The organism is Leucobacter sp., assembly GCF_053528595.1.
The window spans coordinates 20,134-44,233 of record NZ_JAIVPF010000082.1; the positions used below are offsets into that span (position 1 = coordinate 20,134).

Sequence of the window (24,100 nt, forward strand, 5' to 3'; positions counted from 1 at the left end):
AACGTCGACGGATGAGTTGAACTGGAAACACTGCCGCAACACAACCAGGAAACACCCCGCAAGGCTCAATGGCGAGATTCGATTACGGAGTATCACGTGGAAATCATGGAACGCAGGACCGCCCCTTCCGTCTCCGCTGCGAAGCACGAGACGCCGGGCAAGGACCATCGCACCTCGGTCGACAAGTCCGTCGCGGTGCTCAAGGCCTTCGGCGACGAGGCCAACATCGGCGTGGGGGTGAGCGAGCTCAGCCGTCGCGCAGGTCTCAGCAAGTCGACCACCTTCCGGCTGCTGGCGATGCTGGAGCGCAACGGCATGGTCGAGCGCATCGGCACCGCCTACCGCTTCGGCCGCACGATCCAGATGCTCGGCGCCCAGAGCGGCGACTCGCGCAAGCACGATCAGGTACGGGATCTCCTGACCCCGTTCCTCGCGGATCTCTTCGTGGCCACGCACCTGACCGTGCAGCTGGCGGTCATCGAGGGCCGCCACGTCGTCTACCTCAACAAGCTCGAGGGTCATCAACGGCTCCGCAGCCCGAGCCGGATCGGCGGCCACATGCCGGCCTACTGCACCGCGGTGGGCAAGGTGTTCATGGCCCTGGATCCCGCCGCAGCGGAACAGGCCTTCGCCGCCGAACGACATCCCTGGACCGCCAACACGATCGTGGAGGAGCACGCCCTCCGGATCGAACTCGCACGTGTGCGCAAAGAGGGCATCGCCCACGATCGGGGCGAGTCGCTCGAGACGCTGAGCTGCGTCGCCGCCCCGGTGCTCAGCCGGCGCGGCACCCCCGTGGCGGCGCTCTCGATCTCGGGTCCGTCCGACACCTTCCGGGCGCACGAGCACGAGCACACCCTGCGCCAGGTCGCCTTCGCCGCTTCGCGCACGCTGTCGCGCATCGAGGAGCGCGCCGCCTAGAGCATGTCGACGGATCCGGCCCGGACCCCGATCCGCAGCCGGTCTCCCGAGACGCCGAGAAGGCGCCGCCCCGCTGCGGGGCGGCGCCTTCTCGATGCGGTTCGACCGGCCCGGATCACTCCGAGAACTGCGCGACGAGGGGATCCTCGAAGAAGTCCCGCTCGACGACGAGGCCGCCGGCGACCTCGGGATCGATCGCGAGCACCACGCTCTGCGTGGACGCCGAGCGCTCGGGATCGCCGAAGCTCTGCGTCGCGAAGATGCCCGTGGTGACCTCGGGCAGGCCGCGCAGCGCGTCGATGACCCCCTGGCGGGTGAGATCGCCCGCCTCGCAGGCGGCGTCGAGCGCCTCGCCGAAGACGTTCGCGGTGGCGTAGCCGTAGTTCACGAAGATGGTGGGGTCGCCGTCGGGGAACGCCGCATCGTACGCCTCGGAGATGGTCTGCGCCTCGACGGATCCCTCGGCCCCGTAGGGGAGGTAGGAGAGCACGACCCGCACCCGTTCGGCGAGCGCCTCGCCCGCCGCGGTCTCGAGTAGAGCCGGGCCGAACGACGGCCCCTGGGTGATCACCGGCACGGTCAGGCCGAGCGCGGAGGTGCCGGCGACGATGCCGGCGAGCTGCGGCGGCGTGCCGGAGACGATGATGGCGTCGACATCGGCGTCGACGAGCTGCTGCACCTGGGCGCTGTAGTCGGTGGCCGTCGGCTCGACCATGATGTCGACGACCTCGAGACCCTCCTGCTCGGCGTAGAACTCCGATCCCTTCAGCGCGTTCTCGCCGAAGTCGCCCGGCAGGTGCACGTGCCCGATGACACCGCCCTCGGCGATCGTGCCCTCCTCGGCGAGCACGCTCAGGCCGTTGATGATGTCGTAGGGGTAGATCGTGCCGGTGATGGGGATCGCCTCCTGGCCGAGGAAGTCGCTCGACCACGAGGCGACGAAGCTCGGGATGGCCTTCGCGTCGATCTCGTCCTTGAGCGCGTTCACCTGCGGAGAGCCGAGCAGCTGCGTGAAGCCGAGCACATCGGGCTCGAGCTCGCTGAACTGCGACACGGCGGTCTGCACGTCGTTGCCGTGGTCGCGCACCTCGACCTCGACCTGGAAACCGCAGATGCCGCCGTCGGCGTTGCGCTGGTCGAAGTAGAGCTGGTTCCCCTGCGCGAGGGTGCTGCCGAGCGCGGCGTACGGGCCGCTCTGGTCGGTCAGCGCGGCCACGGTGAGCGTGTCGCCGCTGACGCCGAAATCGGTCTGCACGTCGCTCGCCGGCGCGCCGCCGTTCGACCCCTCGGCGCTCTTCGCCGAGCAGCCGGCGAGGAGCGCGGTGGTGGCGAGCAGGCCGAGCCCCGCCGCCGCGGTCTTCTTCATTGCATTCACTGGTGTGCTTCCTTTCGTTGGGGGGAGGAGAGATCGGGGCGCGCTCAGGCGGAGCGAACGGTCCGGAGCCGCGACCAGAGGCGCTGGCCGAGCCGCGCGAGGCCGCCGGGCTCGAGGATGATGAGCACGACGACGAGGGCTCCGAAGACGATCGACGAGACCGTCGCCGCGTCATAGCCGCCGGAACCGCCCGCGGCGAGCAGTCCGGATCCGGCCGCATAGCTGGCGAGCAGCAGCGGCATCGCCGTGACGATGACCGCGCCCAGCACCGCGCCGCCGACCGATCCGAGCCCGCCGATGAGCACCATGGCGAGGAAGTTGATCGACAGCATCAGTCCGAAGTTCTGCGGGGTGACGTAGCCGTACGCCAGCCCGGTCAGCACCCCGGCGCCGCCCGCGAAGGCGGATGAGATGACGAACGCGGAGGCCCGGTAGTGCTGCACGTTGATGCCGAGCGCCGAGGCCGCCGCCGGGTTGTCCCGCACCATCGTGAACGCGCGTCCCGGCCTGCGGCGGATGATCCCGTTGGCGAGGAGGATCGCGACGCAGAGCGAGAACAGCGCGAGATACCACATGCGCTCCTGTCCCCCGAAGGGCACCCCGAGCACGGAGAAGGCCGGGTCTGATCCCGTCAGCTGGAACCCGAGCACCTCGAACGGGGCGACGCTGCGCCCGTTGACGCCGCCCGTGATGGCGGTGAGGTTCTTCAGCAGGTGCTGGCCGATGAACACGAGGCCGAGCGATGCGACGCCGAGATAGAGCCCCCGTACTCGAGCCGCGACCGGGCTGAAGAGCAGGCCGGCGAAGGCGGCCAGAGCGATCCCTCCCAGTGCGGCGAGCGCGGGCGGCCATCCCGCGCCGTCCTCCGGAGCGGCCAGAAAGGCGTATCCGTAGGCCCCGACCGCCGCGAAGAACGCGTGGGCGAGCGAGAGCTGCCCCGCGGTGCCGACGAGCAGCGTGAGCCCGATCGCCCCGACGGCCGCTGCCATCGACCACGAGCCGATCTTCAGCATCTGGGCGTCGAGGTAGAGCGGCAGCGCGGCGAGTACCAGGAGTGCCGACGCGACGAGCGCCGGTCGCAGGAGCCTCCGACGATCGAGGCGGGGTCGCGCAGGCGTGCGGATATCAGACACGGACGAGCTCCTTCGTTCCGAAGATGCCGCTCGGACGCACGAGCAGGAAGACGATCATGAGGATGTAGGGCGAGATGTCGCCGATGCCCTCGCCGAGGAAGTGGAGCGAGGAGGCGTAGCTCGTGACGACGGTCTGGGTGACGCCGACGATGAGCCCGCCGAGGATCGCTCCGCCGGAGGAGTCGAGCCCGCCGATGATGACCGCCGGAATCGCGTGGAAGGCGAGCAGGTGGCCGCTCGAGTCGAGCCCCGGGTTGGGGAACATCGCGAGGAAGATGCCCGCGATCGCGGCCATGCCGCCGCCGATCGCCCAGGCGCTGATCGACACGGCCCGCTGGCTGATCCCCATGAGCGCCGCGGTCTCCGGATCGGCGGAGGAGGCGCGCATGCGGATCCCGAACCTGGTCTTCTGGAAGACCAGGAAGAAGATGCCGATGAGCACGATTCCCACGAGCAGTGCGATGACGCGGGTGAGCGGGACCGTCGCGCCGAGCAGCGAGATGGTCCGGGATCCCCACGGGTCGCCCACCGTGATGAACCGGGTGCCGATGAGGCGGCTGGTTTCGGCGACGAGGATGATGTCGAGGCCGACGGTCAGGATCGTGAGCACCAGGTGGTCACCCCTCGGGGCGAGCGCGACGATGCGTTCGAGCACCGCGCCGAGCGCCGCAGCCGCGAGGACGCCCGCGGCTGCGGCGCCGAAGAATCCGATGGGGCCGGTGAGGAGCGAGGTCACGTAGACGCCCGCGATCAGCACGGTGCCCTGCGCCAGGTTGAACACCCGCGTGCCCTTGAAGATGGTGACGAAGCTGAGGGCGATGAGCCCGTAGATGGCCCCGAGCGAGAGCCCGAGGATGAGGACCTGGACGAGTTTCATGCGCGATGCTCCTTGTCGATGCCGATCCGGTTGAGGACCTCGGTGTCGATCTCGCTCTCGTCCTCGCCGAGATAGGCCGCGATCACGGCCGGATCCTGCTGCACGGACGCGGGGGCGTCATCGGCGATGACCCGGCCGAAATCGAGCACGGTGATGCGATCCGCCAACGACATGACGAGCGGCATGTCGTGCTCGACGATCAGCACGGTGGTGCCGAGCGAGTCGCGGATCGAACGCACGATGCCCGCGATCTCCCGCTTCTCGTGCGCGGGCATACCCGCCACGGGCTCGTCCAGCAGCAGCGCCTTCGGTTCCGATGCGAGCGCGCGGGCGAGCTCGATCTTCTTGCGCCCGCCGTAGGAGAGCGATCCGGCCGGCGCGTGCAGGTGGTCGCCGAGGCCCACGAACTCCGCGATCCGGATCACGCGCTCCCGATGCCGCTCCTCCTCCCGGCGCACCCGGGGCAGACCGAGCGCGGACCCCGCGAATCCCGCGCGCATGAGGCGATGGCGCCCCACCATGATGTTGTCGATCACCGGGGCGTGAGCCACGAGCGCGATGTTCTGGAAGGCCCGGCCGAGCCCGAGCTCGGCGATCTGGTAGGGGTGGCGCTGCGTGACCTCCCGGCCGTCCACGACCACCGAGCCGCTGTTCGGCCGGTACAGACCCGAGATCACGTTGAACGTCGACGACTTGCCCGCTCCGTTCGGCCCGATCACCGCGTGGATCGCACCCGGCTCCACGGCGAACGACACCCGGTCGAGCACTTGCACCCCGCCGAAGCGGAGGTTCACATCCCTGACTTCGATCGATACGCTCACGATTCCCACCTCTCGAGCACCGCGTGCCGCGCCACGACCGCGTTCTCCTCCTCATCCGCCGAGCCCCCGAGATACATGCGGCGGATCTCGTCCGACTCCCGCATCTCCGCGGCCGGACCGTGCATCGAGATCGCACCGCGCTCGATCACGATGCCCTGGTCGGCGATGCCGAGCGCCATCGCGGCGTTCTGCTCCACCAGCACCACCGTGGTGCCGTCCTCGTTGATCCGCTGCAGCGTGCGGCCGATGTAGTGCACGACCTTCGGCGCGATCCCGAGCGACGGCTCGTCGAGGAGGAGCACCTCGGGGCCGCTCATGAGTCCGCGGGCGATCGCGAGCATCTGCTGCTCGCCCCCGGACAGCAGTGACGCCGGCTGCGTGCGGCGGTGGCCCAGCACGCCGAACATGTCGTAGGCCCGCTCGATGCGCTGCTGGCGCAGCCTGCCGCTGCGCACGGTCGAGGCGCCGGCCAGCAGGTTCTCCTCGATGGTCAGCTCGGAGAAGACGTGACGGCCCTCGGGGACGAGGGCGAGACCCCGCTGCACGATGCGGTGCGGGCTCAGCCGGTCGATCCGCTCCTCGCCGAGGCGGATCCCGCCCGATACGATGCGCCCGCCGTGGTATCCGAGCGTGGCAGAGACCGCGCGCATCAGCGTCGTCTTCCCGGCGCCGTTGCCTCCGATGATGGCGCACACGGTCCCGGGCTCCACCGCGAAGCTCACGTCTTCGATGGCTTGGACGCCCGCGCCGTAGCGCACAGAGAGGCTGTCGAATGTCAGCACGCGGTCTCCTCGTTGAGTTCGTCGAATCGGCGGTCGGCGGGACCGCGGTGCCGAGCGGCGCGCGTATCCTCCGCTGTACTATCGCGAGCAGAGCCGGATTCGAACAAGCGGATGTGCCAACAGGCGAAACGCTCGGGTGCGGGATCCGCCCGCCGGGGCGAAACGATGCGAGACGTGCCATGTGCCGGAACGCGGCGATGACAGTCGCGGCGAATCACTGCATCCTCATGGGTGGACGACGAAGTCTCCGGAGAGGAGTGACGCAAGATGAGTGTGGACATCAGCCCGATCAGGCAGATCGCGCGGCACGCACGCGAGCACGGCGAGATGATCGCGATCGTCTACGAGGATCGCGAGGTGCCCTACGCGGAGTTCCACGAAGAGGTGGGGCGATTCGCGGATCGCCTGCGCGCCGACGGCGTCGGCCCGGGCGATCGTGTGGCCTACGCGGGCCACAACAGCCTCGGCTTCCTCGTCGCCTACTTCGCCACGGTGTGGGTGGGGGCCGCGTTCCTGCCCGTCAACTTCCGCCTCGCGGGGCCCGAGGTGCGCCTGGTGCTCCTCGACGCCCGGCCCGACGTGCTGGTGTCGGAGCCCGCGCAGGCCGCGACGATCGACGGATTCCTCGACGAACTCGCGGTGCGACGCGCCCTGCTCATCGACGACGATCCGAACATCGCCGAGGCGCCCGGGGTGTCGGCCGCCTGGACCTCGTTCAGCGCGTTCCGCTCGACGCGCGCCGAACTCCCGCCCCACGTGCCGCAGCACGACGAGGACCTCGCCGCACTGCTCTACACGTCGGGCACCACCGGTCGCCCCAAGGGCGTGATGCTCACGCACGGCAACCTGTGGTGGGGGCAGATGAACGTCGACTCCGTCATCGACACCCGGTTCGGCGATGTCTCGCTCGCGATCGCCCCGCTCTTCCACATCGGCGGCTTCAACGCCTTCACCCTGCGCACGGTCACGCGCGGCGGCACGCTCATCATCCGCCGCCAGTTCGATCCGGCGCAGGCGCTCGCCGATCTCGTGGAGTTCCGGGTGAACAGCATGTTCCTCGTGCCCGCGATGCTCGCCGCGATCCAGCGGCAGGAGGGATTCGACGAGGCCGATCTGAGCGAGCTGCGCTCCACCACCGTCGCCGGTTCACCCGTCCCGCCCGCGCTCATCGAGCTCTACGCGCAGAAGGGGGTGCTGCTGCAGCAGGCCTGGGGCCTCACCGAGACCGCGCCGTTCGCCACTCAGCTCGAATCCGCCATGACCACCCGGAAGCTGGGCTCCTGCGGCGTCCCGATGCCGTACGGCAGCGTCAAGATCGTCGATCCCGACTCGCTCCGGGATGTGACCGAGCCGGGGAGGACCGGCGAGATGTGGGTGCAGGGCCCGAACGTGTCCGTCGGCTACTGGAACAATCCGGAGGCCACGGCCGCCGCGTTCACACCCGACGGCTGGTTCCGCACCGGCGACATCGGGTACGTCGACGAGGACGGCTACTTCTTCATCGTCGACCGCCTGAAGGACATGATCATCTCCGGCGGCGAGAACATCTATCCCGCCGAGATCGAGAACGCGCTCAATGCCCACCCCTCCATCACCGACGTGGCCGTCGTGGGGGTACCGCACGAGAAGTGGGGCGAGACCGTGTGCGTGGTCGCCTCCTTCGCCCCGTCCGCCCTCCACCTGGAGGAGATCCGGGAGTACCTCGCGACGCGCATCGCTCGATACAAGCTGCCCTCCCGGCTCGTCGCCGTCGACTCCGTTCCGCGCAACGCGGCGGGCAAGCTCGACAAACTGCTGATCCGGAAGCAGATCGCCGACCTCGACGAGGGCGAGCGCGCACCCGCCGAGCCTCCGTACACCGAGGCCGTCCGACTCCCCTGACCCATCCGCAGCTACGAAAGGACCCCCCTCACATGTCACGTCTGCTCGACAACTACGACCCCGGCCCCCAGGTCGCCCAGTGCGGCGCCATCAACGTCGGCACCCGGGATCTCGAGAAGTCGCTGCACTTCTTCAGCGACCTGCTGGGCATGGAGGTCGTGGCGCGCGTGGGCGACACCGCCTACCTGCGCGGCTACATGGAGCTCACCCACCACTCCCTCGTGCTCACTCAGCAGGACGAGAACATCGTCAACTCGTACAGCTTCCGCATGCGACGCCCCCAGGACGTCGAGATCATGCACGAGGAGCTGCAGCGGCAGGAGATCGAGGCCGTCGAGGTCGCCGCCGGCACCGAGCTCGGCCGCGGCACCGCCGTCCGCTTCCTCGTGCCCGGCAGCGAGCACCCCTTCGAGCTCTACTACGACATCGAGAAGCCGCTCGCGCCCGAGGAGCTGCGCTCCAAGCTGCCGAGCAACAGCTCCAAGCGCCGCGGCCTGGGCGTGCGCCGCGTCGACCACTTCAACGTGCAGACCTCGCGCGAGACCATCAACCAGGCCGAGCAGTGGGTGCGCGACAACCTCGGCTTCAACCGCCGCGAGTACCAGCTGCACCGCGACGACGAGACCGTGCTCGCCTCGTGGATGTCGGTGACCCCGCAGGTGCACGACCTCGCGATGGTCGCGAACACCGAGGGCAAGAAGGCCCAGCTGCACCACATGGCCTTCAACCTCGAGAACATGTCCGACGTGCTCACCGCCGCCGACATCCTCGCCGACTACGACGTGCACTTCGATCTCGGCCCGGGCAAGCACGGCATCGGCCAGGCCATGTACCTCTACGTGATGGATCCCGGGTCGGGGCACCGCGTCGAGATCTACGCGGGCGGCTACCTCATCTTCGATCCCGACTGGGTGCCGATCAAGTGGGAGCGCGAGAAGTTCAAGGACGGCCTCACCTGGTACGGCGACCCGTTCGTCGTCGAGGGCGCGATGCGCAGCCTCGCGACGACGCCGTCGGCCGGGCTCGACATCGGCCGCTGACACCCTTGCGCGCGACGATCGGCCCCCGGAGCACTCCTCCGGGGGCCGATCCGTTCCGTGCAGCGCCGCGAGGGCGGCGGATCGCGCTCAGCGGGTCTCGGGGGCCTGATAGGCGCTCGCCTGCTCGATCACCGCGAGCGTGCAGCGGGAGACGCACACGAGCTTGCCCGCCTCGTCGGCGATCCTGATCTCCCAGACGTGCGCGCGACGCCCGACGTGCAGCGGAGACGCCGCCCCGTAGACCCAGGTGCCCCACCGGCCCGGGCGCAGATGGTTGGCGTTGATCTCCTGCCCGACCACGTGGAAGCGCTCGCGATCGATCGCGAGATATCCGGCCCAGGAGGCGAGCGTCTCGGCGAACGCCATCGAGGCGCCGCCGTGCAGGACCCCGGCGGGCTGCGCGGTGCGGCGGTCGACCGGCATGCGACCGCGCAACTCGGTATCCGTGATCTCGAGGAACTCCATGCCGAGATGCTCGTTGAGGGTCTCCCGCGACCGATCGGCGAGCTCCTCGACGGTGATGCGGCCCACCCACGGGCTCTGCTGCGGTTTCGCGTTCACTGATGATCCTCCCGGACGTGACGGAAGAAGCGCACGACCACGGGCGCCTCCTCGGTGATGCGCCACCCGTCGTCCGACAGGTGGGCGCGGATCTCGGGGAGCCGGGAGCCCCAGTAGCGCAGGTGGGCCGCGCGCCACTCCTCGACGCCGGCCAGCCACTCCCCCTCCGCCGCGGACACGTCGGCCCCGACCTCGCCGAACGGCAGCACGCGCACGCGCACGATCTCGATGATCCCCGCGGTGCGCTGCCGCGAGTCGAGCAGACGCATCCGGGTGCCCGCAGGCTCCGCGGGCGTGCCGGCCATCTCGTCCATCACGGCGAGCCGGCTCGTCGCCGTCTTGGCGCCGCGCAGCACGGCGTCGTTGAGCCGGTCCCGCAGCGTCCCCGGGGGAACGAGCTCGAATGCGGGCAGCATCTCCACGGGGCACTCCTTCGACGGGGGCGGACGGCCGGCAGCACCCGCGATCCTTCCAGCTTCCCGCGCGCGGCCGCCCCCTCCGTGCCGCCCCTCGGCACGGAGGGGCTACACCCCCACGCCGCCGAAGGCGAGGCGCGCCGCGATCACCAGCATGACGACCGCCACGATCCAGTCGAGCACCTGCCAGGAGCGGGGCGTCGCGAAGAAGCGCGTCAGCGCCCGGGCCCCGTAGCCGAGCAGGAAGAACCAGGCGATGCTCGCGAGCGCGCCTCCGAGCACGAACCACCAGCGGGCCGGGTCGCCCTGCGCATTGCCTATCGAGCCCATGAGCACCATCGTGTCGAGGTAGACGTGCGGGTTGAGATAGGTGATGGCGAGGCAGGCGAGGATCGTGCGCTTCAGCGAGCCCTCCGAGCCCTCGCCGGCGACGAGCACCTCGGGTTTCATCGCCCGCCGCGCCGCCGACCACGCGTACCAGAGCAGGAAGGCGACGCCGCCCCAGCGCACGATCTCGAGCACGATCGGCGCCCGCTGCACCACGAAGCCGATGCCGGCCACGCCGAGCACCTCGAGCAGCGCGTCGGTGAGCCCGCAGATCAGCACCACCGGCAGCACGTGCTCGCGGCGGATCCCCTGGCGCAGCACGAACGCGTTCTGCGCGCCGATGGCGACGATGAGGGAGAGGCCGCTGCCGGCTCCGATGAGAAGGGGAATGATCACGCAGTCGACGTTACGGTCTGCGCCGCCCGCATCTCTACTTCAGCTTGCCTATAGATTCTGAAGTAACATAAGATTTACTTCATTTCATCGCGAGGAGGGGACGCGCATGGATCTGCCGGTCGAGCACCTGGCCACCTTCGCCACGATCGTGGAGGAGGGCAGCTTCGAGGGCGCCGCGCGGCGGCTCCACGTCACGCCGTCGGCCGTGAGCCAGCGGGTGCGCGCCATGGAGCAGCGCGTCGGGGCGGTGCTGCTGCGCCGCAGCCGGCCCGTCGAGGTGACCGATGCCGGCGCGGCGGTGCTGCGCGCGGCGCGGCAGGTGGAGCGGATCGCCGGCGACGTCGCGGCCGAGCTCGGCCAGGGTCCGGCGGGCGGATCGCTGATCCCGATCGTGGTCAACGCCGACTCGCTGGCCACCTGGTTCGTGCCGGCCCTCGCCCGCGCGGCGCGCGAGACCGGGGCGCGATTCGAGGTGATCCGGGCCGACGAGACGCTGTCGACGGATCATCTGCGCCGCGGGGAGGCGATGGCGGCGGTCACCGCGACCCGCGAGCCGGTGCCCGGCTGCACCGCCACCCGCCTGGGCGTCGACCGCTACCGCGCGGTGGCGAGCCCGGCCTTCGCGGAGCGCCACTTCGCCGGCGGTCTGAGCGCGGAGACGCTGCGCGGGGCCCCGATGATCGAGTTCGACCGGCAGGACATCTTCCAGCAGCGCTTCCTGCGCCGCGTCAGCCGCGCCGACGTCGCCCCGCCGCGCCACTACGTGCCGTCGTCGTCCGAGTTCGCGCTCGCGGTCGAGCTCGGCATGGGGTGGGGCATGCTGCCGGCGCTGCAGTGCGCCGACGCCATCGCCGACGGGCGGCTGGTCGAGCTCTCGGCGGGGTCCGTCATCGAACTGCCGCTCTACTGGCAGCGCTGGAACCTGCGCTCCCCCGTACTCGACGCGCTCTCGGCCGTCGTGGTCGAGGAGGCGGGCGCGGCGCTCGGGTGATTCGACGGCGGCCGGCGGGGCGGGGCGCGACCGCGGCCGTAGCGGCCGGCACGGTCGGCCGACCCGAAGACGGCGCGGCAGCGGCCGGCACGGCGCTACGCTGGTGGGGGCGACCCCGAGGAGGATCCATGACGCACGCCGCAGCGCCCGGCACCACCGGGTCCCGCTGATGCTCGGCGTGCTGCAGGGCTTCGCGCTGATCCTCGGCATCATCGGGGCGGGCTACCTGGCCGCGCTCTTCCGCGTGGCCGAGGGCGAGCAGCGCCGCGTGCTCAACAACGTCGCCTTCTACGTCGCCACGCCGGCGCTGCTGTTCTCGGTGCTGCGGCAGAGCGACCCGGGCGTGATCCTCTCCCCCGTCATCCTGGTGACGAGCGCGGCCGCGATCATCGTGGCGACCGTGTTCGTGGTCGCTTCGCGCCTGTGGTTCGCGCGCGATCTGGCCGGCACGACCCTGGGCGCCACCTGCTCGGGCTACGTCAACTCGAACAATCTCGGGCTGCCCGTCGCGGTCTACATCCTCGGCGACGCGGCCTACGTGGCCCCGCTGCTCCTCGTGCAGCTCGTCATCTTCGCTCCGGTGATCCTGGCGATCCTGGAGTCCACCCGCGGCAACCAGCGGGGCGCGGTCGTCGCGCTCGGCCGCGCGGCCTCGAACCCGATCATCATCGCGTCGGTGCTCGGCCTGATCGTCGCGCTCATCGGGCTGCCGATGCCGCAGCTGCTGATGGGGCCGATCGACATGCTCGGGGCGGCGGCGATCCCGATGGTGCTGCTGAGCTTCGGGATGTCGCTGCGCGGCCAGCGGGCGCTGCAGCCGGGAACGGGGCGCGCGGCGGTGTTCGCGGCCACCGCGCTCAAGGTACTGGTCATGCCGCTCGTGGCCTGGGGGCTCGCCACCGCGTTCGGCTTCGGCCCGCACGAGACCTTCGTCGCCACCACCATCGCGGCCCTGCCGACCGCGCAGAACGTCTACAACTACGCGGCCACGTACCGCCGCTCCGAGACCATGGTGCGCGACACGGTGTTCGTCACGACCTTCGCGTCGCTGCCGGTCATCGCGGTGATCGCCTGGCTGCTCGGGTGAGTCCGGCCGCGGAACCGCTCGAAGCCCTCTCACAGGAATAGCCCGGGCGCGGCGCGCGTTGGAAGTCTGCGGAACACCCCAGCAGACGACCCGAGGAGTACCGTGACCCCGCGCACCGCACAGACCAGCGCCCCCGTTCTCGACACGCTCGCCGAGCGTTGGAGCCCGCGCTCCTTCGACTCCGAGCACACCTTCCCGGAGGGTGCCCTGCGCGGGGTGCTGGAGGCGGCGCGATGGGCGCCGAGCGCCAACAACTCGCAGCCCTGGCGCTTCATCGTCGCCCGTCGCGGCGGCGAGAGCTTCGCCCGCATCGAGGATGCGCTGATGGGCTTCAACCAGCAGTGGGCGGGCCGGGCCGCGGCGCTCATCGTCAACGTCGCCGAGGTCGAGGACGCCGAGGGCAATCCCCGCCCCTGGGCCGAGTACGACCTGGGGCAGGCCGTCGCCCACCTCAGCGTGCAGGCGCATGCCGAGGGCTTCTTCACCCATCAGATGGGCGGCTTCGACCGCGAGGCGATCCAGGCCGCCTTCGGCCTGGACGAGCGGCTGCGCCCCGTCTCGATCACCGCGATCGGCGCGCTGGGCGACCTCGCGCAGCTCCCCGAGCCGCTGCGCGAGCGCGAGGCCGCTCCCCGCACCCGGATGGCGCTCGAGGACCTCGTGCTCGTGCGCGACTGATCCGCGCGTCCGCGCACCCGGCCTGAGCTCGACGGGAGATGCACCGGATCTCGACCCTCAGGGCATCTGCTGTCGAGCGGGGGCCGGCACCGGAGCGCGGCTCGGGGCCGGCGCCCGGACCGGATCCGGGATCGGCTCAGTCGAGCATGTCGCTCTGATCGATGACCGATTCGACGGTCTCGACGAGCGCGCGCTTCGAGGCGTACAGCGGGTGCGTGGGATCGTCCGCCTCGGATGGCAGGCCGAGTGCCGCGGCGGCCTCGAGCGTGTTGACCCCGGCGCAGGCGACGATGGTGTTCTCCGAGAGCTCCGGGAACTGCTCGGCGACCTGTTCGGCGATCTTGGCCGACGCCACCAGCAGGGCGTTGATGCGGCCCGACTCGATGTCCTCGCGGATGTGCACCGAGACCGGTACGCCGACGGTGCGGAAGGCGAGCACCTGGGTCACGTCGTGACCGCGGCTCATGAGCCCCTGGGTGAGCACGGGGATCGCGACGTCGGAGCGCAGTGTGAGCACCCGCAGCTTCTCGTCGGTGTCGATCTCGGACCACTCCTCGAGCAGCGCGTGCGTGCTGTTCTCGCGGATGGGCGTGCGGGTGATGTGATAGCCGGCGTCCCGGAACGCCACCGCGGTGGCCTCTCCGACGATCGCCACCTTGGTCTCGGGCGGGATCACGGCGTTGTGATGGGCGAGGACATCGGCGACGGTGGAGCTGGTCGCCGTCATCCAGTCGAAGCGGCCCGCTTCGAGCTCTTTCAGCGCCTCGACGAGCTTGTCCTCCTCGCTCGTGTGCGCGAAGTCCACAAGTGGAGCGATGACCGTGTGGGCCCCCTGCTCACGCAGCGCCTTCGAGACCAGGTCTCCCCAGGTTCCTCCCCGGGGCACCAGGACACGCAGGCCACTGAGCGGTTTCGCCTCAGTCGACATACACCCCACTCACTCGACACCAACACAAAAGGCCATACGATCAGTCATTCGTGGACCCACGGTATGGCCGCTCACGGTTTTCCGCTGGTCCCTATTCTGACCCTGCGGCACGCCGAAGGCAAAACGAGCGCTTTCGGGCACGTGAACGCAACCGAAATGTGACCTACGGATCCGGTCGCGAAACCGTCGGCGAACCGTCAGCGCAGCCGCTTCGCGATGGCGTTCGCCGCGCCCCACACCACGAGGCCGGCGACGGCCGCCGCGCCGACGACCCCGGCCGCGAAGCCGAGGGGGTTGCGGCGCTTCTGCTCGGCGATGCGGAGCTTCGCGTCGGCGACGGCGTCGTCGACGCGCTGCGCGTAGTTGAGCCGGTCCTTCAGCTGCGACAGCGTCTCGTACAGTTCGGCGCGGGCCACGGCGGCGTCCGCGACGCCCTGCTGCTTCTCGTGAGCGGTCATCGCCAGTTCCCCTCCTCGCCGACCCGCGGCATCTGCGTTCCCCGCGGCTCCGAGGGCTCGGCGTTCACGCGCACCTCGCCCATCGCCGCGATGTCCCCGCCCACCCGGTCGAGCGTCTCCTCCGGCACGGGATTGCCGCGCTTGATCAGGGCGATCCCCGCGAGGATCGCCGCGGCCGCGAGCAGCAGCAGCCCCGCGGCGACGACCAGCGCGGCGAGCCACCACGGCCACACCAGCGCGAGCGCGGCGATGGCCGCGATCACGAGCGCTTCGAGCATGAAGAAGAGGAAGAAGAGGGCGATGACGATCGCGCCGGCGCCGATGCCGGCCTTCTTGGCCTTCGAGACGATCTCGCGCTTCGCGTTCTCGTACTCGATCTTCGCGAGCGCGACGATCTGCTGCGGAAGGCGCGACAGCAGTTCGAACGTGCCGGCCTGGTCCTTCCTGCGGCTCATGCGGCACCGTCCCCGCTCCGCGAGGAGCCGTTCTCGGAGGCTCCGTCAACGGGTTCGACGCCCGCGGTCTTCGGGGTGTCGGCGGTGCCGGCGGGTCGCGTCCCGGCCGGCCGGGCCCCGGCCGCCGTCGGCCGCGAGGCGCCGTCGCCCGAATCGTTCAGGAAGGCGTTGACCGCCCCCTTGCCCGCCCGCACCATCACGGCCTTGACCTCGTCGACGCGGCTCTGCGCGACATCGCGCACCAGACCGACGCCCTTCTGGACGGGTTCGGTGCTCCACACCTTCTGGGCTCCGCGCTTGATCTGCTCGTAGCGCTCGCGACCCGCCCGGGTGCCCAGCACGTACCCGACCGCCGCGCCGAGAACGAATGCGATCTTGCCCTTCATCATTGCCTCCCGCCGATGGCGTCTCGTGGTCTTCCGCTAGCCTACTCCGCCGGACTCCGGGATTGCATACCCCGACGGTTATATAGGGGACCCGTTGCGATTATTCGGAAATTCCGGTAAGCCTGCGTCGCAGCAGCACCGCGGCCCGCCGCGCATCGGCGACCGCCGGCGCGAGCTCGCCCCCGTGCAGCGCGGCGCCCAGGGGCAACAGCCCGGGCTCCTCGGCACGGGCGAGCTCCAGCCGTTCCGCCACCGCGTCGCGCTGCTCGATCGACGCGTACGGAGCCACCGCCACCCTCGCGACCGGCCCGCCCTCCAGGCGCAGGCCGGCGGCCTCGATCGCCTCGCGCACGCGATTCCGGGCTTCTTCCCCGCCCGCGCGACCGCTCGTGAGCACCGGTCCGGCGGCACGAGAGACCGGCGTCCCGCCGGATCCCCCGATGCGCACCGACCAGGCCTCGCCGTCGGCGAGCGTCACGGTCCGCACGGCGGGGAGCCCGGCGTGGTCGACCGGCAGGCCAGGATCCGCGATTCTCGCAATGCCCTCGATCCGCCACCGCTGCGGGACCAGCTCAGCCGGCGCACCGGCGGACTCCGACACGAGCGCGGCCGCGTGCGCGCCCTCGACGCCCACGACCAGCGCGCGGGCGGCGATCTGCTCGCCGCCCTCGTCGATCACCCATCCCTCGGACCTCCGGTCGTCGTCGCGGTCGTCGGTCACCCGGCCGTCGCCCTCCGCGCCTCCTCGACGCACCGCGGTCGCCGGCTCCTCGCCGAAGGTCGCGCCGTAGAGCGAGAGCCGGGCCAGCAGCGCATCCCGCAGCGCCGGCCACCCGCCGCGCGGAGCGATCCGGGTTTCACGTGCAACATCCCGTTCGGAGGAGGCGAGTGCTGCGCCCGAGAGTGATCCGGCCACGGTGAGCGCCTCGTTGAGGCCGGGGGCGGCGATCGCCACGTCCACCTCGTCGGCCGGGACGCCGTAGCGCTCTCGCACCAGCGGCTCGACGAGTCGCTCCAGCACGGCCCCGCCGAGGCGGGAGCGCACGAGCGCGCCCAGCGCGTGCGTCTTGCCGATGGTGAGCACGGGCCGGATCCGGTCGAGATAGGCGCGCATCGCGGCGCCGCCGCCCAGCAGCGCGAGCGCGCTCGAGGAGAGGGGCACGGCGGGGATGCCGAGCACGGCGGGCGTCGGCTGGGGCGCCCAGTCGCCCTTCGCGCCCCGCAGCAGCACCGGCGCGGGCGGCACGGCCACCGGCATCGCGGCCTCGGTGGGCCGCTCGCCCTCGCTCAGCGGTGCCGCGACGTGGTCGAGCAGGCCGCGCAGCGCCCCCTCGGGGTCGCGCACGCCCCGGTCGTCGAGGCCGCCCCAGGTATCGTCGTGTTCCTCTCGATCCGGGATGCCCACGCGCACCGCGAGCCCCACCTCCGCGAGTTCGAGCGCCGCCGCGAGCTCGGGCAACCCGTCCCCGAGCACGTAGACGTCAGCCATGCCGCGGCCCCTCCTCGCCGGAGCCCGGTGCGGCGGGAGGCGCGCCCTCGCCGCCCGGCGATCCCGCGCTCGGCGACCCGGCGCCCGGCGCACCGCCGTTCGTTGCACCGCCGTTCGTTGCACCGCCGTTCGTTGCACCGCCGTTCGACGGCTCGGCATCCCGCTCGCCGCCCGGCTCGGCGCTCGGCGCACCATCGCTCGACGGCTCGACGGCGACCGGAGCCGCGAAGGCCTGGCCGCCCGGGAACTGCGCCGCGCCGGGCGCCTCGCCGGGCGCCGCGGCGGGAATCACGGGCGCGGGCACCTGGATGAGGTCGATGCGCTCCCGGCCGTGACCGCCGCGCGCGAAGACGCGCAGCGTGAGCCACACGAACAGCGCCAGCCCCGCGACCTCGCCGACGACGCTGCCGAGCCCGCCTCCGTCGGCGGTCTGCGCGGTCTCCCCGAAGACCCCCGACGTCATGATGGTGAAGACGATGAGGTTGTTGACGATGTGGATCGCGATCGCCGCCTCGAGGCCGCCCGTGCGCCAGGTCAGCCACCCGGCGACGGCGCCCAGCAGGCCGACGGCGATGAGCCCCCAGACGTTGTAGATGTGCAGGAAGGCGAAGCCCACGGACGGGATGAGGATCGCGAACCACGGGTTCTTGAGCCACGAGCCGATCACCTGCATCAGCAGGCCGCGGAACACGACCTCCTCGGCCGTCGCCTGCAGGGGCACGAGCAGCACGACGAGCAGCAGCGAGAGCAGCGCCGCGTTCACGTCGAAGCCGCTGCCGGCCTGGGGCGGCGGCTCGGTCAGCGATGCCGGATCCAGCGCGATCTCCACCGCGATCCCGACCACGTTCATGACGACGACGGCCAGCACCGCGACGCCGCAGAGCCGCCCGAGCAGCCCCCAGCGGATCCGCGTCGCCACCGACCAGATCCGCCCCACGGGCCGCATGCCCATGGCCAGCATCGCGAGAATCACCGACGGGATCATGATGATGATCGACAGCAGGCTGAGCAGCACCGACACCGGCCGCTGCGTGTCGAGGATCTCGGCGGCGCCCGTCGTGACGTCCATCGCGTAGTCGGGGTCGGCGAACATGAGCACGGGCACGAACGCCAGGCTCAGCATCACGGTGAAGACGCCGAAGAACACCCCCGAGAGCAGCAGCAGGAGCAGCGGCTTCCACCACCGGTAGGCGGCCACGCCGCGGAGCAGGCGGTGGTACTCGAGCGGCTCCGTCTCGATCGTCTGCAGGGGCTGCGGGGCCTGCGCCCAGGCCCACTGCTGAGGCGCGGCGGGCGGGGCGGGGGCTGCAGACGGCGGCACCGCCTGATGGGGCTGCTCGGGTCCGGCGCTGGTCATCTCGGTCCTTCCGCGTGGTTCGCGTGCATACGGCAGGGGCAGGATCCCCGTACGAAGATCCTGCCCCAAGCCTCTGACAATTCAGTGGTGAAGAACGACCCCTACGCGCCGCGGAGACGCGAGGCGAGGTAGGCGTGCAGCTCGGCCCGCGGCACGCGCTCCTGCTGCATGGTGTCGCGCTCGCGCACGGTCACCGCGTCGTCGTCGAGCGAGTCGAAGTCGATCGTGACGCAGAACGGGGTGCCGATCTCGTCCTGGCGGCGGTAGCGGCGGCCGATCGCGCCGGAGTCGTCGAAGTCGACGTTCCAGTCCTCGCGCAGCTCCTGCGCGATCTCGCGGGCCAGCGGCGAGAGCCGCTCGTTGCGGCTCAGCGGCAGCACTGCGGCCTTGACCGGGGCGAGGCGCGGATCGAGCGCGAGCAGCGTGCGCGTGTCGGTGCCGCCCTTCGCGTTCGACACCTCCTCCTCGCGATAGGCGTCGACGAGGAAGGCCATCAACGAGCGGGTGAGGCCGGCCGCGGGCTCGATCACGTACGGGGTGTAGCGCTCGTTCTTCGCCTGGTCGAAGAAGCTGAGGTCCTTGCCCGAGTGCGTCGAGTGCGTCGACAGGTCGAAGTCGGTGCGGTTGGCGATGCCCTCGAGCTCGCCCCACTCGCCGCCGGTGAAGCCGAAGCGGTACTCGATGTCGGCCGTGCGCTTGGAGTAGTGCGACAGCTTCTCCTGCGGGTGCTCGTAGAAGCGCAGGTTCTCGGGATCGATGCCGAGGCCGACGTACCACGCCATGCGCTCGTTCATCCAGTACTCCTGCCACTCCTCGTCGGTGCCGGGCTCGACGAAGAACTCCATCTCCATCTGCTCGAACTCGCGGGTGCGGAAGATGAAGTTGCCGGGGGTGATCTCGTTGCGGAAGCTCTTGCCGATCTGGCCGATGCCGAACGGGGGCTTCACGCGCGCCGACTGCAGCACGTTCGCGAAGTTCACGAAGATGCCCTGCGCGGTCTCGGGGCGCAGGTAGTGCATGCCGGCCTCGTCGTCGACGGGGCCGAGGAAGGTCTTGAGCAGGCCCGAGAAGGCGCGCGGCTCGGTCCACTGGCCGCGGGTGCCGCAGTTGGTGCACACGATCTCGGCGAGGCCGTCCTTCGGTGCGCGGCCCTTCTTCTCCTCGAACTCCTCGATGAGATGGTCCTCGCGGTAGCGCTTGTGGCACTGCAGGCACTCGACGAGCGGGTCGCTGAAGACCTCGACGTGGCCCGAGGCCTCCCACACCTGCTTCGGCAGGATCACACTCGAGTCGATGCCGACGACGTCATCGCGCTTCTGCACCATCGACTTCCACCACTGGCGCTTGATGTTCTCCTTCAGCGCGGTGCCGAGGGGGCCGTAGTCCCACGCGGAGCGCGATCCGCCGTAGATCTCACCCGCCTGGTAGACGAAGCCGCGATGGCGGGCGAGGGCGATGACCTTGTCGAGGCGGGACTGCTCAGCCATGTTCTGTTTCACTCCAAGGGGCAAGCGGGGATCTTGGGAAGGGGCGCGGCGAGGGATCGCAGGCGCAGTTCCCTCCATCCTATCCTCGCGGCCCCGGCGCTCCGTCGCCGCTCCGAATCGATCCCGAGCGGCGATAGGCTCGATGCGGTGCCGGAGCCGGCAGCAGAGAGGCGGGAACGATGACGGATCGCACGACCTCCGAGGTGATCGAGCAGCAGCTGCGCCACCGCTCGGTGCGCAGGTTCCTCGCCGCACCGGTCTCGGACGCGCAGCTCGAGGCGATCATCGGAGCGGCGCAGCGCGCCTCCACCTCGTCGAACCTCCAGGCCTGGTCGGTGGTCGCCGTGCGCGACGCGGAGCGCAAGCGGCGCATCTCGGAGGCGATCGGCGGCCACGCCTACGTCGAGACGGCCCCCGTCTTCCTGGTCTGGGTCGCCGACTTCGCCCGCAACGCCGAGCTGATCCGCTCCCACGGCGTCGATCCCGAGACCCTCGGCCTCATCGAGAACACGCTGCTCGGCGGCATCGACGTCGGCATCGCCGCCCAGAACGCACTGCTCGCGGCGGAGTCGCTCGGGCTCGGCGGGCTCTTCGTGGGCGGCATCCGCAACGATCCCGAGGCGGTGAGCGCCGAGCTCGGCCTCCCGAAGCACGCGTTCCCCGTCGTCGGCATGGCGATCGGCGTTCCCGACCCCGCCGAGGCCGCCGGGCTGAAGCCCCGCCTGCCGCTGAGCGGCGTGCTGCACCGCGAGACCTACGACGCCGAGAAGTGGCGCGCCGCCACGGCCGAGTACGAGCAGAGCTACCGCGACTACTTCGAGACCCAGGGTGCGCCCGGGCGCAGCTGGGCGCGCACCGTGACCGGCCGCCTCGGCCCCGTCGCGGGGCTGCACGGCCGGCACCGGATGCGCGACTCGCTGCGCGCCCAGGGCTTCGACTCGGAGTAGCGCCCAGGCGCCGGCGCGGCACGGGGCCGCGATCCTCGCCGCCCGCCCGGGAGGCGCCCCCGCGTCGAGACCCGCCCGCGCTAGGCGCTAGGCGCCTGACCGCCGCCCGGCATCTGGCCCTCCGGCATCTCGCCGCCGGGTGCCCCGCCGGGGCCGCCGGATCCGCCGGGCATTCCACCGAGACCCTGCGCCGCCGTCGCGGGATCGTACTCCGAGCCGTTCGCCGTGATGGTGCCGCCCGTCACCGTGATCTCGCCGTTCGCGTCGAGGGGGCCGTCGCCGCCGTTGTCGGCGCTCGTGATCGTGATATCGCCTCCGGAGACGGTGATCGTGCCGTTGGAGTCGAGGCCGTCGAATCCGGCGTTCACGGTGATCGTGCCGCCGGAGACCTCCAGCCGCTCGCCGCTGTCGGCCTCCCGGTTCTGCGAGCCGTCGTTCAGCCCAGAGGCGTTGATGCCGTCGTCCGACGCGGTCAGGTCGACGGTCCCGGCGAAGATCGCGATGTTCGCGGCCTCGACGGCCTCGTACGACTCGGTCACGGCGACCTCGCCGCCGCCGATCGAGACGACGTCCTCGGCCTTCACCCCGTCGTCCGCGACGGCGGCGGTGATCGATCCGCCGGTGATCACTGTGTCGGTCTGCGCCTGCAGTCCGTCGTCGCCGGCGGTGATATCGATCGTGCCGCCGCTCACCAGGATGTAGCCCTGCGTCTCGTCGTCCTCCTGATCGCTCTTCATGCCGTCCCCGCCCGTCGCGGTCAGCGCGAGCGAACCGCCCTCGACCACGAGCGCGTCCTTGCCGCGCAGCGCGTCGTCGGCGGCGGTCACGGAGATGTCGCCCGAGAGGATCACGAGGTCGTCCGTGCTCGTGATGCCGTCGTTCCCGTTGCCCTGCACCGCGAGGGATCCGGATCCGCTGATCGTGAGGTCGGCGTCGGCGTGGATCGCCGCGTTCGCCTCGGCGTCGTCCGCGTAGGAGGACGCGTCGGACACGCTGTTCTCGGTGCCCTCCGCGAGGTGGATCGCCACGTCGTCGGCGCTCTGCACGTCGATGGCGGCGCCCTCCGAGTGCGCGATGTCGGCGCCGTCGAGGATCAGCACGACGAGCGCGTCGTCCGGCGCCGCGACGACCACCTGCCCCTCGAGCGAGCCGCTCAGCCGGTAGACGCCCGCCTCCGTGATCGTGACGGTGGATCCGTCGATGCTCACGCCCGATGATCCGGATCCGGACGAGCCGTCCGATCCCGAGACCGTCGCCGAGGATCCCGAGAGCGCGATGTCGACGGCGTCGGCCTCGGACCACTCGTCGGTGTTGACGGTGGTGTAGTCGGCGTTGGCCGCGAGCACCTCGTCGGGGCTGAGGTCTCCCGTGAAGGCGGTGCTGACCGCGGAGAGCTGCGCCGAGTCGGTCGCGGCGGCGCCTCCGGAGGTCGTCGCGACCGCGGTGCAGCCGGCGAGCAGCGCTCCGGCGAGGGCGAGCGAGGTGATGAGGATCGGGCGTTTCATGATGACTCCTTCGGGGTGTGCGCGGAGAGCGCGAACGGGTCGCGCAGGGTGCGCGCCCACTTGTTGCTGGGCAGTTCGGGGTGCAGCGCGGCGGTGCCGGTGCCGAACTTGCTGATGCCGCTGGGGCGATGACCCGCGCGCCAGAGCGCACGGTCGAGGCGGCTCGGGGGCCCCGGCGACTTCGACTCGATGATCACGTGGCCCGGCAGCGCGATCGCCCGGCCTCCGTCGACGCCTCCGTCGCTCCAGCGCAGCTGGGTGTCGACGGTCGCTCGGCTGCCGTCCGGCAGCAGCAGCGTGGCCCGGCGGTAGCGGCTCACGAGCGACGGGTGCAGCTGGTCGACGAGCGCGGGATCGTGCCCGTGCCCCTCGAGCAGCCCGCGCAGGTAGGCGCGGCCCTCGGCCGTGAGCCGTGCGCGGTCGGCGGGGTCGTAGTCCATGCGGTCCTTGACGGTGCTGCCGCGCCCGCTCTTGGTCTTCAGCTCGAGGTAGGCCGCACCCGTGTCGAGGTAGCTGCGGGTGCGCAGCTTGAACCGGCGGCGGCGGCGCTGCGCGGTGAGGCGGTAGCTCAGGTGGTCGGCGGTGTCGAAGTAGACCGAGTCGTAGGCGAACTCGCGCCGTCCCGCGATCTCGAGCACGCGCACGTCGGGGTCGGTGCGGGAGAGGATCGCGTCCGCCGCGTCGCGCGGCACGAGGTACTTGCGGTCGACCCGGGTGAGCAGGGCGGCCTCGGACACGATCTCGTCGAGCGAGACCGGGGCGAAGCGCTCCAGGGGAATCGGGGGTGCGGTCTGCATGGTGAGCCTCTCAGGACAGGGGGTTCGGGGGCCGGCGTCGGGATGCTGCGCGCGGATGCCGGAGTTCTGCCGGTACCGCGACGATCTGCGCGCAGGAGGCCGTCAACGGGCCGCTGCGGAGGACGCCGTGCGGGCGGGGGCGGGGTGGACGGTTCCGGGGATGCGGGCGGGCGAGGGGGATGCGGGGCCCGGCCCGGACGCCTGAGCCGGCGCGGACTCGCGCACCGAGGAGTCTCTGCGCTCCGATCCGTCGAGGGCTCCCCGCGGGGCCGGGTGCGGCCGCGGGCCGGTCTCGCCCGTCGCACGCCGGGGGCCCGCGATGCGGGCGCGGTGCTCGGCGCGGGCGTCGCCCGCCCGCGTCCAGGCCGGGTCGACCCGGTACCGCACGTCGACGAGGGTGGAGTCGTTCACCAGGTCGAGCTGCTGCACCGTGACCGCGGTGACCGTCGCGCCGAGCCGCTGCGAGAGCTCGGCGCGCAGCTCCGACTCGTCGGCGATGGCCCGGTCGAGGCGCACCACCTGATGGCGGCTGCGCGCGAGCAGCGCCGGGTGATCCGCGGCCCACATCACGACCAGGATCAGTGCGATCAGCAGCGACGGGATGAGCACCGAGGATGTCGCGAGGCCGCCGATGAGGCCCATGGCGAGCGCGGAGAAGTAGTAGGCGACCTCGCGCTGCGAGATCTCGGAGGAGCGCAGGCGGATGATCGAGAGCACGCCGAAGAGGCCCAGGCCGAGGCCCGCAGCGATCTCGGCCCCGCCGAGCACCGAGGTCACGGCGAGCACGCCGATGTTCACCCCGAGGAAGGCGACCACGAGATCCCGTCGCCGATGGCGCGGGTAGTAGAGGCCGAGGGCGAGGACCAGGGCGCCGACGAGGTCGACGGCGATGAGGATGAGGCTGTTGATGGTCACGAGGGGCTCCTGAGGTCGGGGAGTCGGATCGGGATCGGCTGTGCGATCCGCATGACACCCATTCGATCGCGAAAAGTTATGCGAAAGTTA

Annotated in this window: 25 protein-coding genes; 7 read left to right on the forward strand and 18 right to left on the reverse strand. The window is 71.0% G+C overall.

All coding sequences use genetic code 11. The features are described from left to right. The first annotated feature begins 105 nt into the window (after positions 1–105). Complete coding sequence (locus ACWKZU_RS16590; RefSeq protein ID WP_449283442.1) at positions 106–921, forward strand: IclR family transcriptional regulator; 816 nt, start codon at positions 106–108, stop codon at positions 919–921. Between the two features lie 115 nt (positions 922–1,036). Here the strand turns inward: ACWKZU_RS16590 and ACWKZU_RS16595 are convergent, their stop codons facing one another. The 5 genes from ACWKZU_RS16595 to ACWKZU_RS16615 are packed head-to-tail and all read right to left on the reverse strand — an operon-like array spanning position 1,037 to position 5,909. After that, on the reverse strand, positions 1,037–2,287 hold the full coding sequence (locus ACWKZU_RS16595; RefSeq protein ID WP_449283481.1) for an ABC transporter substrate-binding protein: 1,251 nt from the start codon (positions 2,285–2,287) through the stop codon (positions 1,037–1,039). A gap of 53 nt (positions 2,288–2,340) precedes the next feature. Continuing rightward, positions 2,341–3,429 carry a branched-chain amino acid ABC transporter permease gene (locus tag ACWKZU_RS16600; RefSeq protein WP_449283443.1) on the reverse strand — a complete coding sequence of 363 codons (1,089 nt, stop codon included), beginning with the start codon at positions 3,427–3,429 and terminating at the stop codon, positions 2,341–2,343. Further along, entirely contained in the window at positions 3,422–4,306 is an 885-nt protein-coding gene (locus ACWKZU_RS16605; RefSeq protein WP_449283444.1) for a branched-chain amino acid ABC transporter permease, read from the reverse strand. The genes ACWKZU_RS16600 and ACWKZU_RS16605 overlap by 8 nt, the downstream gene beginning before the upstream one ends. Next, positions 4,303–5,127 (reverse strand): ABC transporter ATP-binding protein, encoded by an 825-nt coding sequence (locus ACWKZU_RS16610; RefSeq protein WP_449283445.1) that lies wholly within the window; start codon positions 5,125–5,127, stop codon positions 4,303–4,305. The genes ACWKZU_RS16605 and ACWKZU_RS16610 overlap by 4 nt, the downstream gene beginning before the upstream one ends. Then, positions 5,124–5,909, reverse strand: coding sequence for an ABC transporter ATP-binding protein (locus ACWKZU_RS16615; protein ID WP_449283446.1), 786 nt, complete (start codon positions 5,907–5,909; stop codon positions 5,124–5,126). Before ACWKZU_RS16615 ends, ACWKZU_RS16610 begins: the two co-directional genes overlap by 4 nt. 267 nt (positions 5,910–6,176) lie before the next feature. Between ACWKZU_RS16615 and ACWKZU_RS16620 the strand changes: the two genes are divergently transcribed. Together ACWKZU_RS16620 and ACWKZU_RS16625 are read left to right on the forward strand one after the other, a co-directional pair. After that, positions 6,177–7,790, forward strand: coding sequence for an acyl-CoA synthetase (locus ACWKZU_RS16620; RefSeq protein WP_449283447.1), 1,614 nt, complete (start codon positions 6,177–6,179; stop codon positions 7,788–7,790). A 32-nt stretch (positions 7,791–7,822) separates the two neighbouring features. Further along, positions 7,823–8,830, forward strand: a complete 1,008-nt coding sequence (locus ACWKZU_RS16625; RefSeq protein ID WP_449283448.1) for a VOC family protein — start codon at positions 7,823–7,825, stop codon at positions 8,828–8,830. Positions 8,831–8,917: 87 nt separating this feature from the next. Here ACWKZU_RS16625 and ACWKZU_RS16630 read toward each other — a convergent pair whose 3' ends face one another. The 3 genes from ACWKZU_RS16630 to ACWKZU_RS16640 all read right to left on the reverse strand — a co-directional run bounded on the left by ACWKZU_RS16630 (position 8,918) and on the right by ACWKZU_RS16640 (position 10,530). After that, complete coding sequence (locus ACWKZU_RS16630; RefSeq protein ID WP_449283449.1) at positions 8,918–9,391, reverse strand: PaaI family thioesterase; 474 nt, start codon at positions 9,389–9,391, stop codon at positions 8,918–8,920. Then, a complete protein-coding gene (locus tag ACWKZU_RS16635) occupies positions 9,388–9,807 on the reverse strand; it encodes an ASCH domain-containing protein (protein WP_449283482.1) in 420 nt (139 codons plus the stop codon). The genes ACWKZU_RS16630 and ACWKZU_RS16635 overlap by 4 nt, the downstream gene beginning before the upstream one ends. 108 nt (positions 9,808–9,915) lie before the next feature. Further along, a complete protein-coding gene (locus ACWKZU_RS16640) occupies positions 9,916–10,530 on the reverse strand; it encodes a LysE/ArgO family amino acid transporter (RefSeq protein ID WP_449283450.1) in 615 nt (204 codons plus the stop codon). A 106-nt stretch (positions 10,531–10,636) separates the two neighbouring features. On the opposite strand from ACWKZU_RS16640, the gene ACWKZU_RS16645 reads away from it, so the two are divergent. The 3 genes from ACWKZU_RS16645 to ACWKZU_RS16655 all read left to right on the forward strand — a co-directional run bounded on the left by ACWKZU_RS16645 (position 10,637) and on the right by ACWKZU_RS16655 (position 13,286). Beyond that, positions 10,637–11,521: a LysR family transcriptional regulator ArgP gene (locus ACWKZU_RS16645; protein WP_449283451.1), complete on the forward strand. Its 885-nt coding sequence runs from the start codon at positions 10,637–10,639 to the stop codon at positions 11,519–11,521. A gap of 103 nt (positions 11,522–11,624) precedes the next feature. Continuing rightward, positions 11,625–12,608, forward strand: a complete 984-nt coding sequence (locus ACWKZU_RS16650) for an AEC family transporter (RefSeq protein ID WP_449283452.1) — start codon at positions 11,625–11,627, stop codon at positions 12,606–12,608. Between the two features lie 102 nt (positions 12,609–12,710). Continuing rightward, positions 12,711–13,286, forward strand: coding sequence for a nitroreductase family protein (locus tag ACWKZU_RS16655; RefSeq protein ID WP_449283453.1), 576 nt, complete (start codon positions 12,711–12,713; stop codon positions 13,284–13,286). Positions 13,287–13,422: 136 nt separating this feature from the next. On the opposite strand, the gene ACWKZU_RS16660 is transcribed toward ACWKZU_RS16655, so the two are convergent. The 7 genes from ACWKZU_RS16660 to ACWKZU_RS16690 form a co-directional block, all read right to left on the reverse strand. After that, the gene (locus ACWKZU_RS16660) at positions 13,423–14,172 is read right to left on the reverse strand and encodes a uroporphyrinogen-III synthase (RefSeq protein WP_449283454.1); all 750 of its coding nucleotides are present in this window, start codon (positions 14,170–14,172) and stop codon (positions 13,423–13,425) included. Positions 14,173–14,411: 239 nt separating this feature from the next. Continuing rightward, positions 14,412–14,672 (reverse strand): DUF3618 domain-containing protein, encoded by a 261-nt coding sequence (locus ACWKZU_RS16665; protein WP_449283455.1) that lies wholly within the window; start codon positions 14,670–14,672, stop codon positions 14,412–14,414. Further along, positions 14,669–15,127, reverse strand: coding sequence for a phage holin family protein (locus ACWKZU_RS16670; RefSeq protein WP_449283456.1), 459 nt, complete (start codon positions 15,125–15,127; stop codon positions 14,669–14,671). The genes ACWKZU_RS16665 and ACWKZU_RS16670 overlap by 4 nt, the downstream gene beginning before the upstream one ends. Next, complete coding sequence (locus ACWKZU_RS16675) at positions 15,124–15,513, reverse strand: YtxH domain-containing protein (protein WP_449283457.1); 390 nt, start codon at positions 15,511–15,513, stop codon at positions 15,124–15,126. Before ACWKZU_RS16675 ends, ACWKZU_RS16670 begins: the two co-directional genes overlap by 4 nt. Positions 15,514–15,613: 100 nt before the next feature. Next, positions 15,614–17,002: a hypothetical protein gene (locus ACWKZU_RS16680; protein ID WP_449283458.1), complete on the reverse strand. Its 1,389-nt coding sequence runs from the start codon at positions 17,000–17,002 to the stop codon at positions 15,614–15,616. Continuing rightward, positions 16,995–18,359, reverse strand: a complete 1,365-nt coding sequence (locus ACWKZU_RS16685; RefSeq protein WP_449283459.1) for a CPBP family glutamic-type intramembrane protease — start codon at positions 18,357–18,359, stop codon at positions 16,995–16,997. The genes ACWKZU_RS16680 and ACWKZU_RS16685 overlap by 8 nt, the downstream gene beginning before the upstream one ends. Positions 18,360–18,460: 101 nt before the next feature. Beyond that, positions 18,461–19,846, reverse strand: coding sequence for a glycine--tRNA ligase (locus ACWKZU_RS16690; protein WP_449283460.1), 1,386 nt, complete (start codon positions 19,844–19,846; stop codon positions 18,461–18,463). Between the two features lie 179 nt (positions 19,847–20,025). Between ACWKZU_RS16690 and ACWKZU_RS16695 the strand changes: the two genes are divergently transcribed. Continuing rightward, positions 20,026–20,793, forward strand: a complete 768-nt coding sequence (locus ACWKZU_RS16695; RefSeq protein ID WP_449283461.1) for an NADPH-dependent oxidoreductase — start codon at positions 20,026–20,028, stop codon at positions 20,791–20,793. Between the two features lie 80 nt (positions 20,794–20,873). Here ACWKZU_RS16695 and ACWKZU_RS16700 read toward each other — a convergent pair whose 3' ends face one another. From ACWKZU_RS16700 to ACWKZU_RS16710, 3 genes are all read right to left on the reverse strand, one after another. Continuing rightward, positions 20,874–22,298 (reverse strand): carbohydrate-binding domain-containing protein, encoded by a 1,425-nt coding sequence (locus tag ACWKZU_RS16700; protein ID WP_449283462.1) that lies wholly within the window; start codon positions 22,296–22,298, stop codon positions 20,874–20,876. Beyond that, positions 22,295–23,095 carry a polyphosphate polymerase domain-containing protein gene (locus ACWKZU_RS16705; protein WP_449283463.1) on the reverse strand — a complete coding sequence of 267 codons (801 nt, stop codon included), beginning with the start codon at positions 23,093–23,095 and terminating at the stop codon, positions 22,295–22,297. Before ACWKZU_RS16705 ends, ACWKZU_RS16700 begins: the two co-directional genes overlap by 4 nt. Positions 23,096–23,197: 102 nt before the next feature. Next, the gene (locus tag ACWKZU_RS16710; protein WP_449283464.1) at positions 23,198–24,010 is read right to left on the reverse strand and encodes a DUF4956 domain-containing protein; all 813 of its coding nucleotides are present in this window, start codon (positions 24,008–24,010) and stop codon (positions 23,198–23,200) included. Between the last annotated feature and the right edge of the window lie 90 nt (positions 24,011–24,100).

Coding starts and splice junctions, on each gene's coding strand:
- ACWKZU_RS16590 (WP_449283442.1), top strand. CDS start 106: ATGGAACGCAGGACCGCCCCTTCCGTCTCCGCTGCGAAGCACGAGACG.
- ACWKZU_RS16595 (WP_449283481.1), bottom strand. CDS start 2,287: ATGAAGAAGACCGCGGCGGCGGGGCTCGGCCTGCTCGCCACCACCGCG.
- ACWKZU_RS16605 (WP_449283444.1), bottom strand. CDS start 4,306: ATGAAACTCGTCCAGGTCCTCATCCTCGGGCTCTCGCTCGGGGCCATC.
- ACWKZU_RS16620 (WP_449283447.1), top strand. CDS start 6,177: ATGAGTGTGGACATCAGCCCGATCAGGCAGATCGCGCGGCACGCACGC.
- ACWKZU_RS16625 (WP_449283448.1), top strand. CDS start 7,823: ATGTCACGTCTGCTCGACAACTACGACCCCGGCCCCCAGGTCGCCCAG.
- ACWKZU_RS16635 (WP_449283482.1), bottom strand. CDS start 9,807: ATGCTGCCCGCATTCGAGCTCGTTCCCCCGGGGACGCTGCGGGACCGG.
- ACWKZU_RS16645 (WP_449283451.1), top strand. CDS start 10,637: ATGGATCTGCCGGTCGAGCACCTGGCCACCTTCGCCACGATCGTGGAG.
- ACWKZU_RS16665 (WP_449283455.1), bottom strand. CDS start 14,672: ATGACCGCTCACGAGAAGCAGCAGGGCGTCGCGGACGCCGCCGTGGCC.
- ACWKZU_RS16670 (WP_449283456.1), bottom strand. CDS start 15,127: ATGAGCCGCAGGAAGGACCAGGCCGGCACGTTCGAACTGCTGTCGCGC.
- ACWKZU_RS16675 (WP_449283457.1), bottom strand. CDS start 15,513: ATGAAGGGCAAGATCGCATTCGTTCTCGGCGCGGCGGTCGGGTACGTG.
- ACWKZU_RS16680 (WP_449283458.1), bottom strand. CDS start 17,002: ATGGCTGACGTCTACGTGCTCGGGGACGGGTTGCCCGAGCTCGCGGCG.
- ACWKZU_RS16685 (WP_449283459.1), bottom strand. CDS start 18,359: ATGACCAGCGCCGGACCCGAGCAGCCCCATCAGGCGGTGCCGCCGTCT.
- ACWKZU_RS16690 (WP_449283460.1), bottom strand. CDS start 19,846: ATGGCTGAGCAGTCCCGCCTCGACAAGGTCATCGCCCTCGCCCGCCAT.
- ACWKZU_RS16695 (WP_449283461.1), top strand. CDS start 20,026: ATGACGGATCGCACGACCTCCGAGGTGATCGAGCAGCAGCTGCGCCAC.
- ACWKZU_RS16700 (WP_449283462.1), bottom strand. CDS start 22,298: ATGAAACGCCCGATCCTCATCACCTCGCTCGCCCTCGCCGGAGCGCTG.
- ACWKZU_RS16705 (WP_449283463.1), bottom strand. CDS start 23,095: ATGCAGACCGCACCCCCGATTCCCCTGGAGCGCTTCGCCCCGGTCTCG.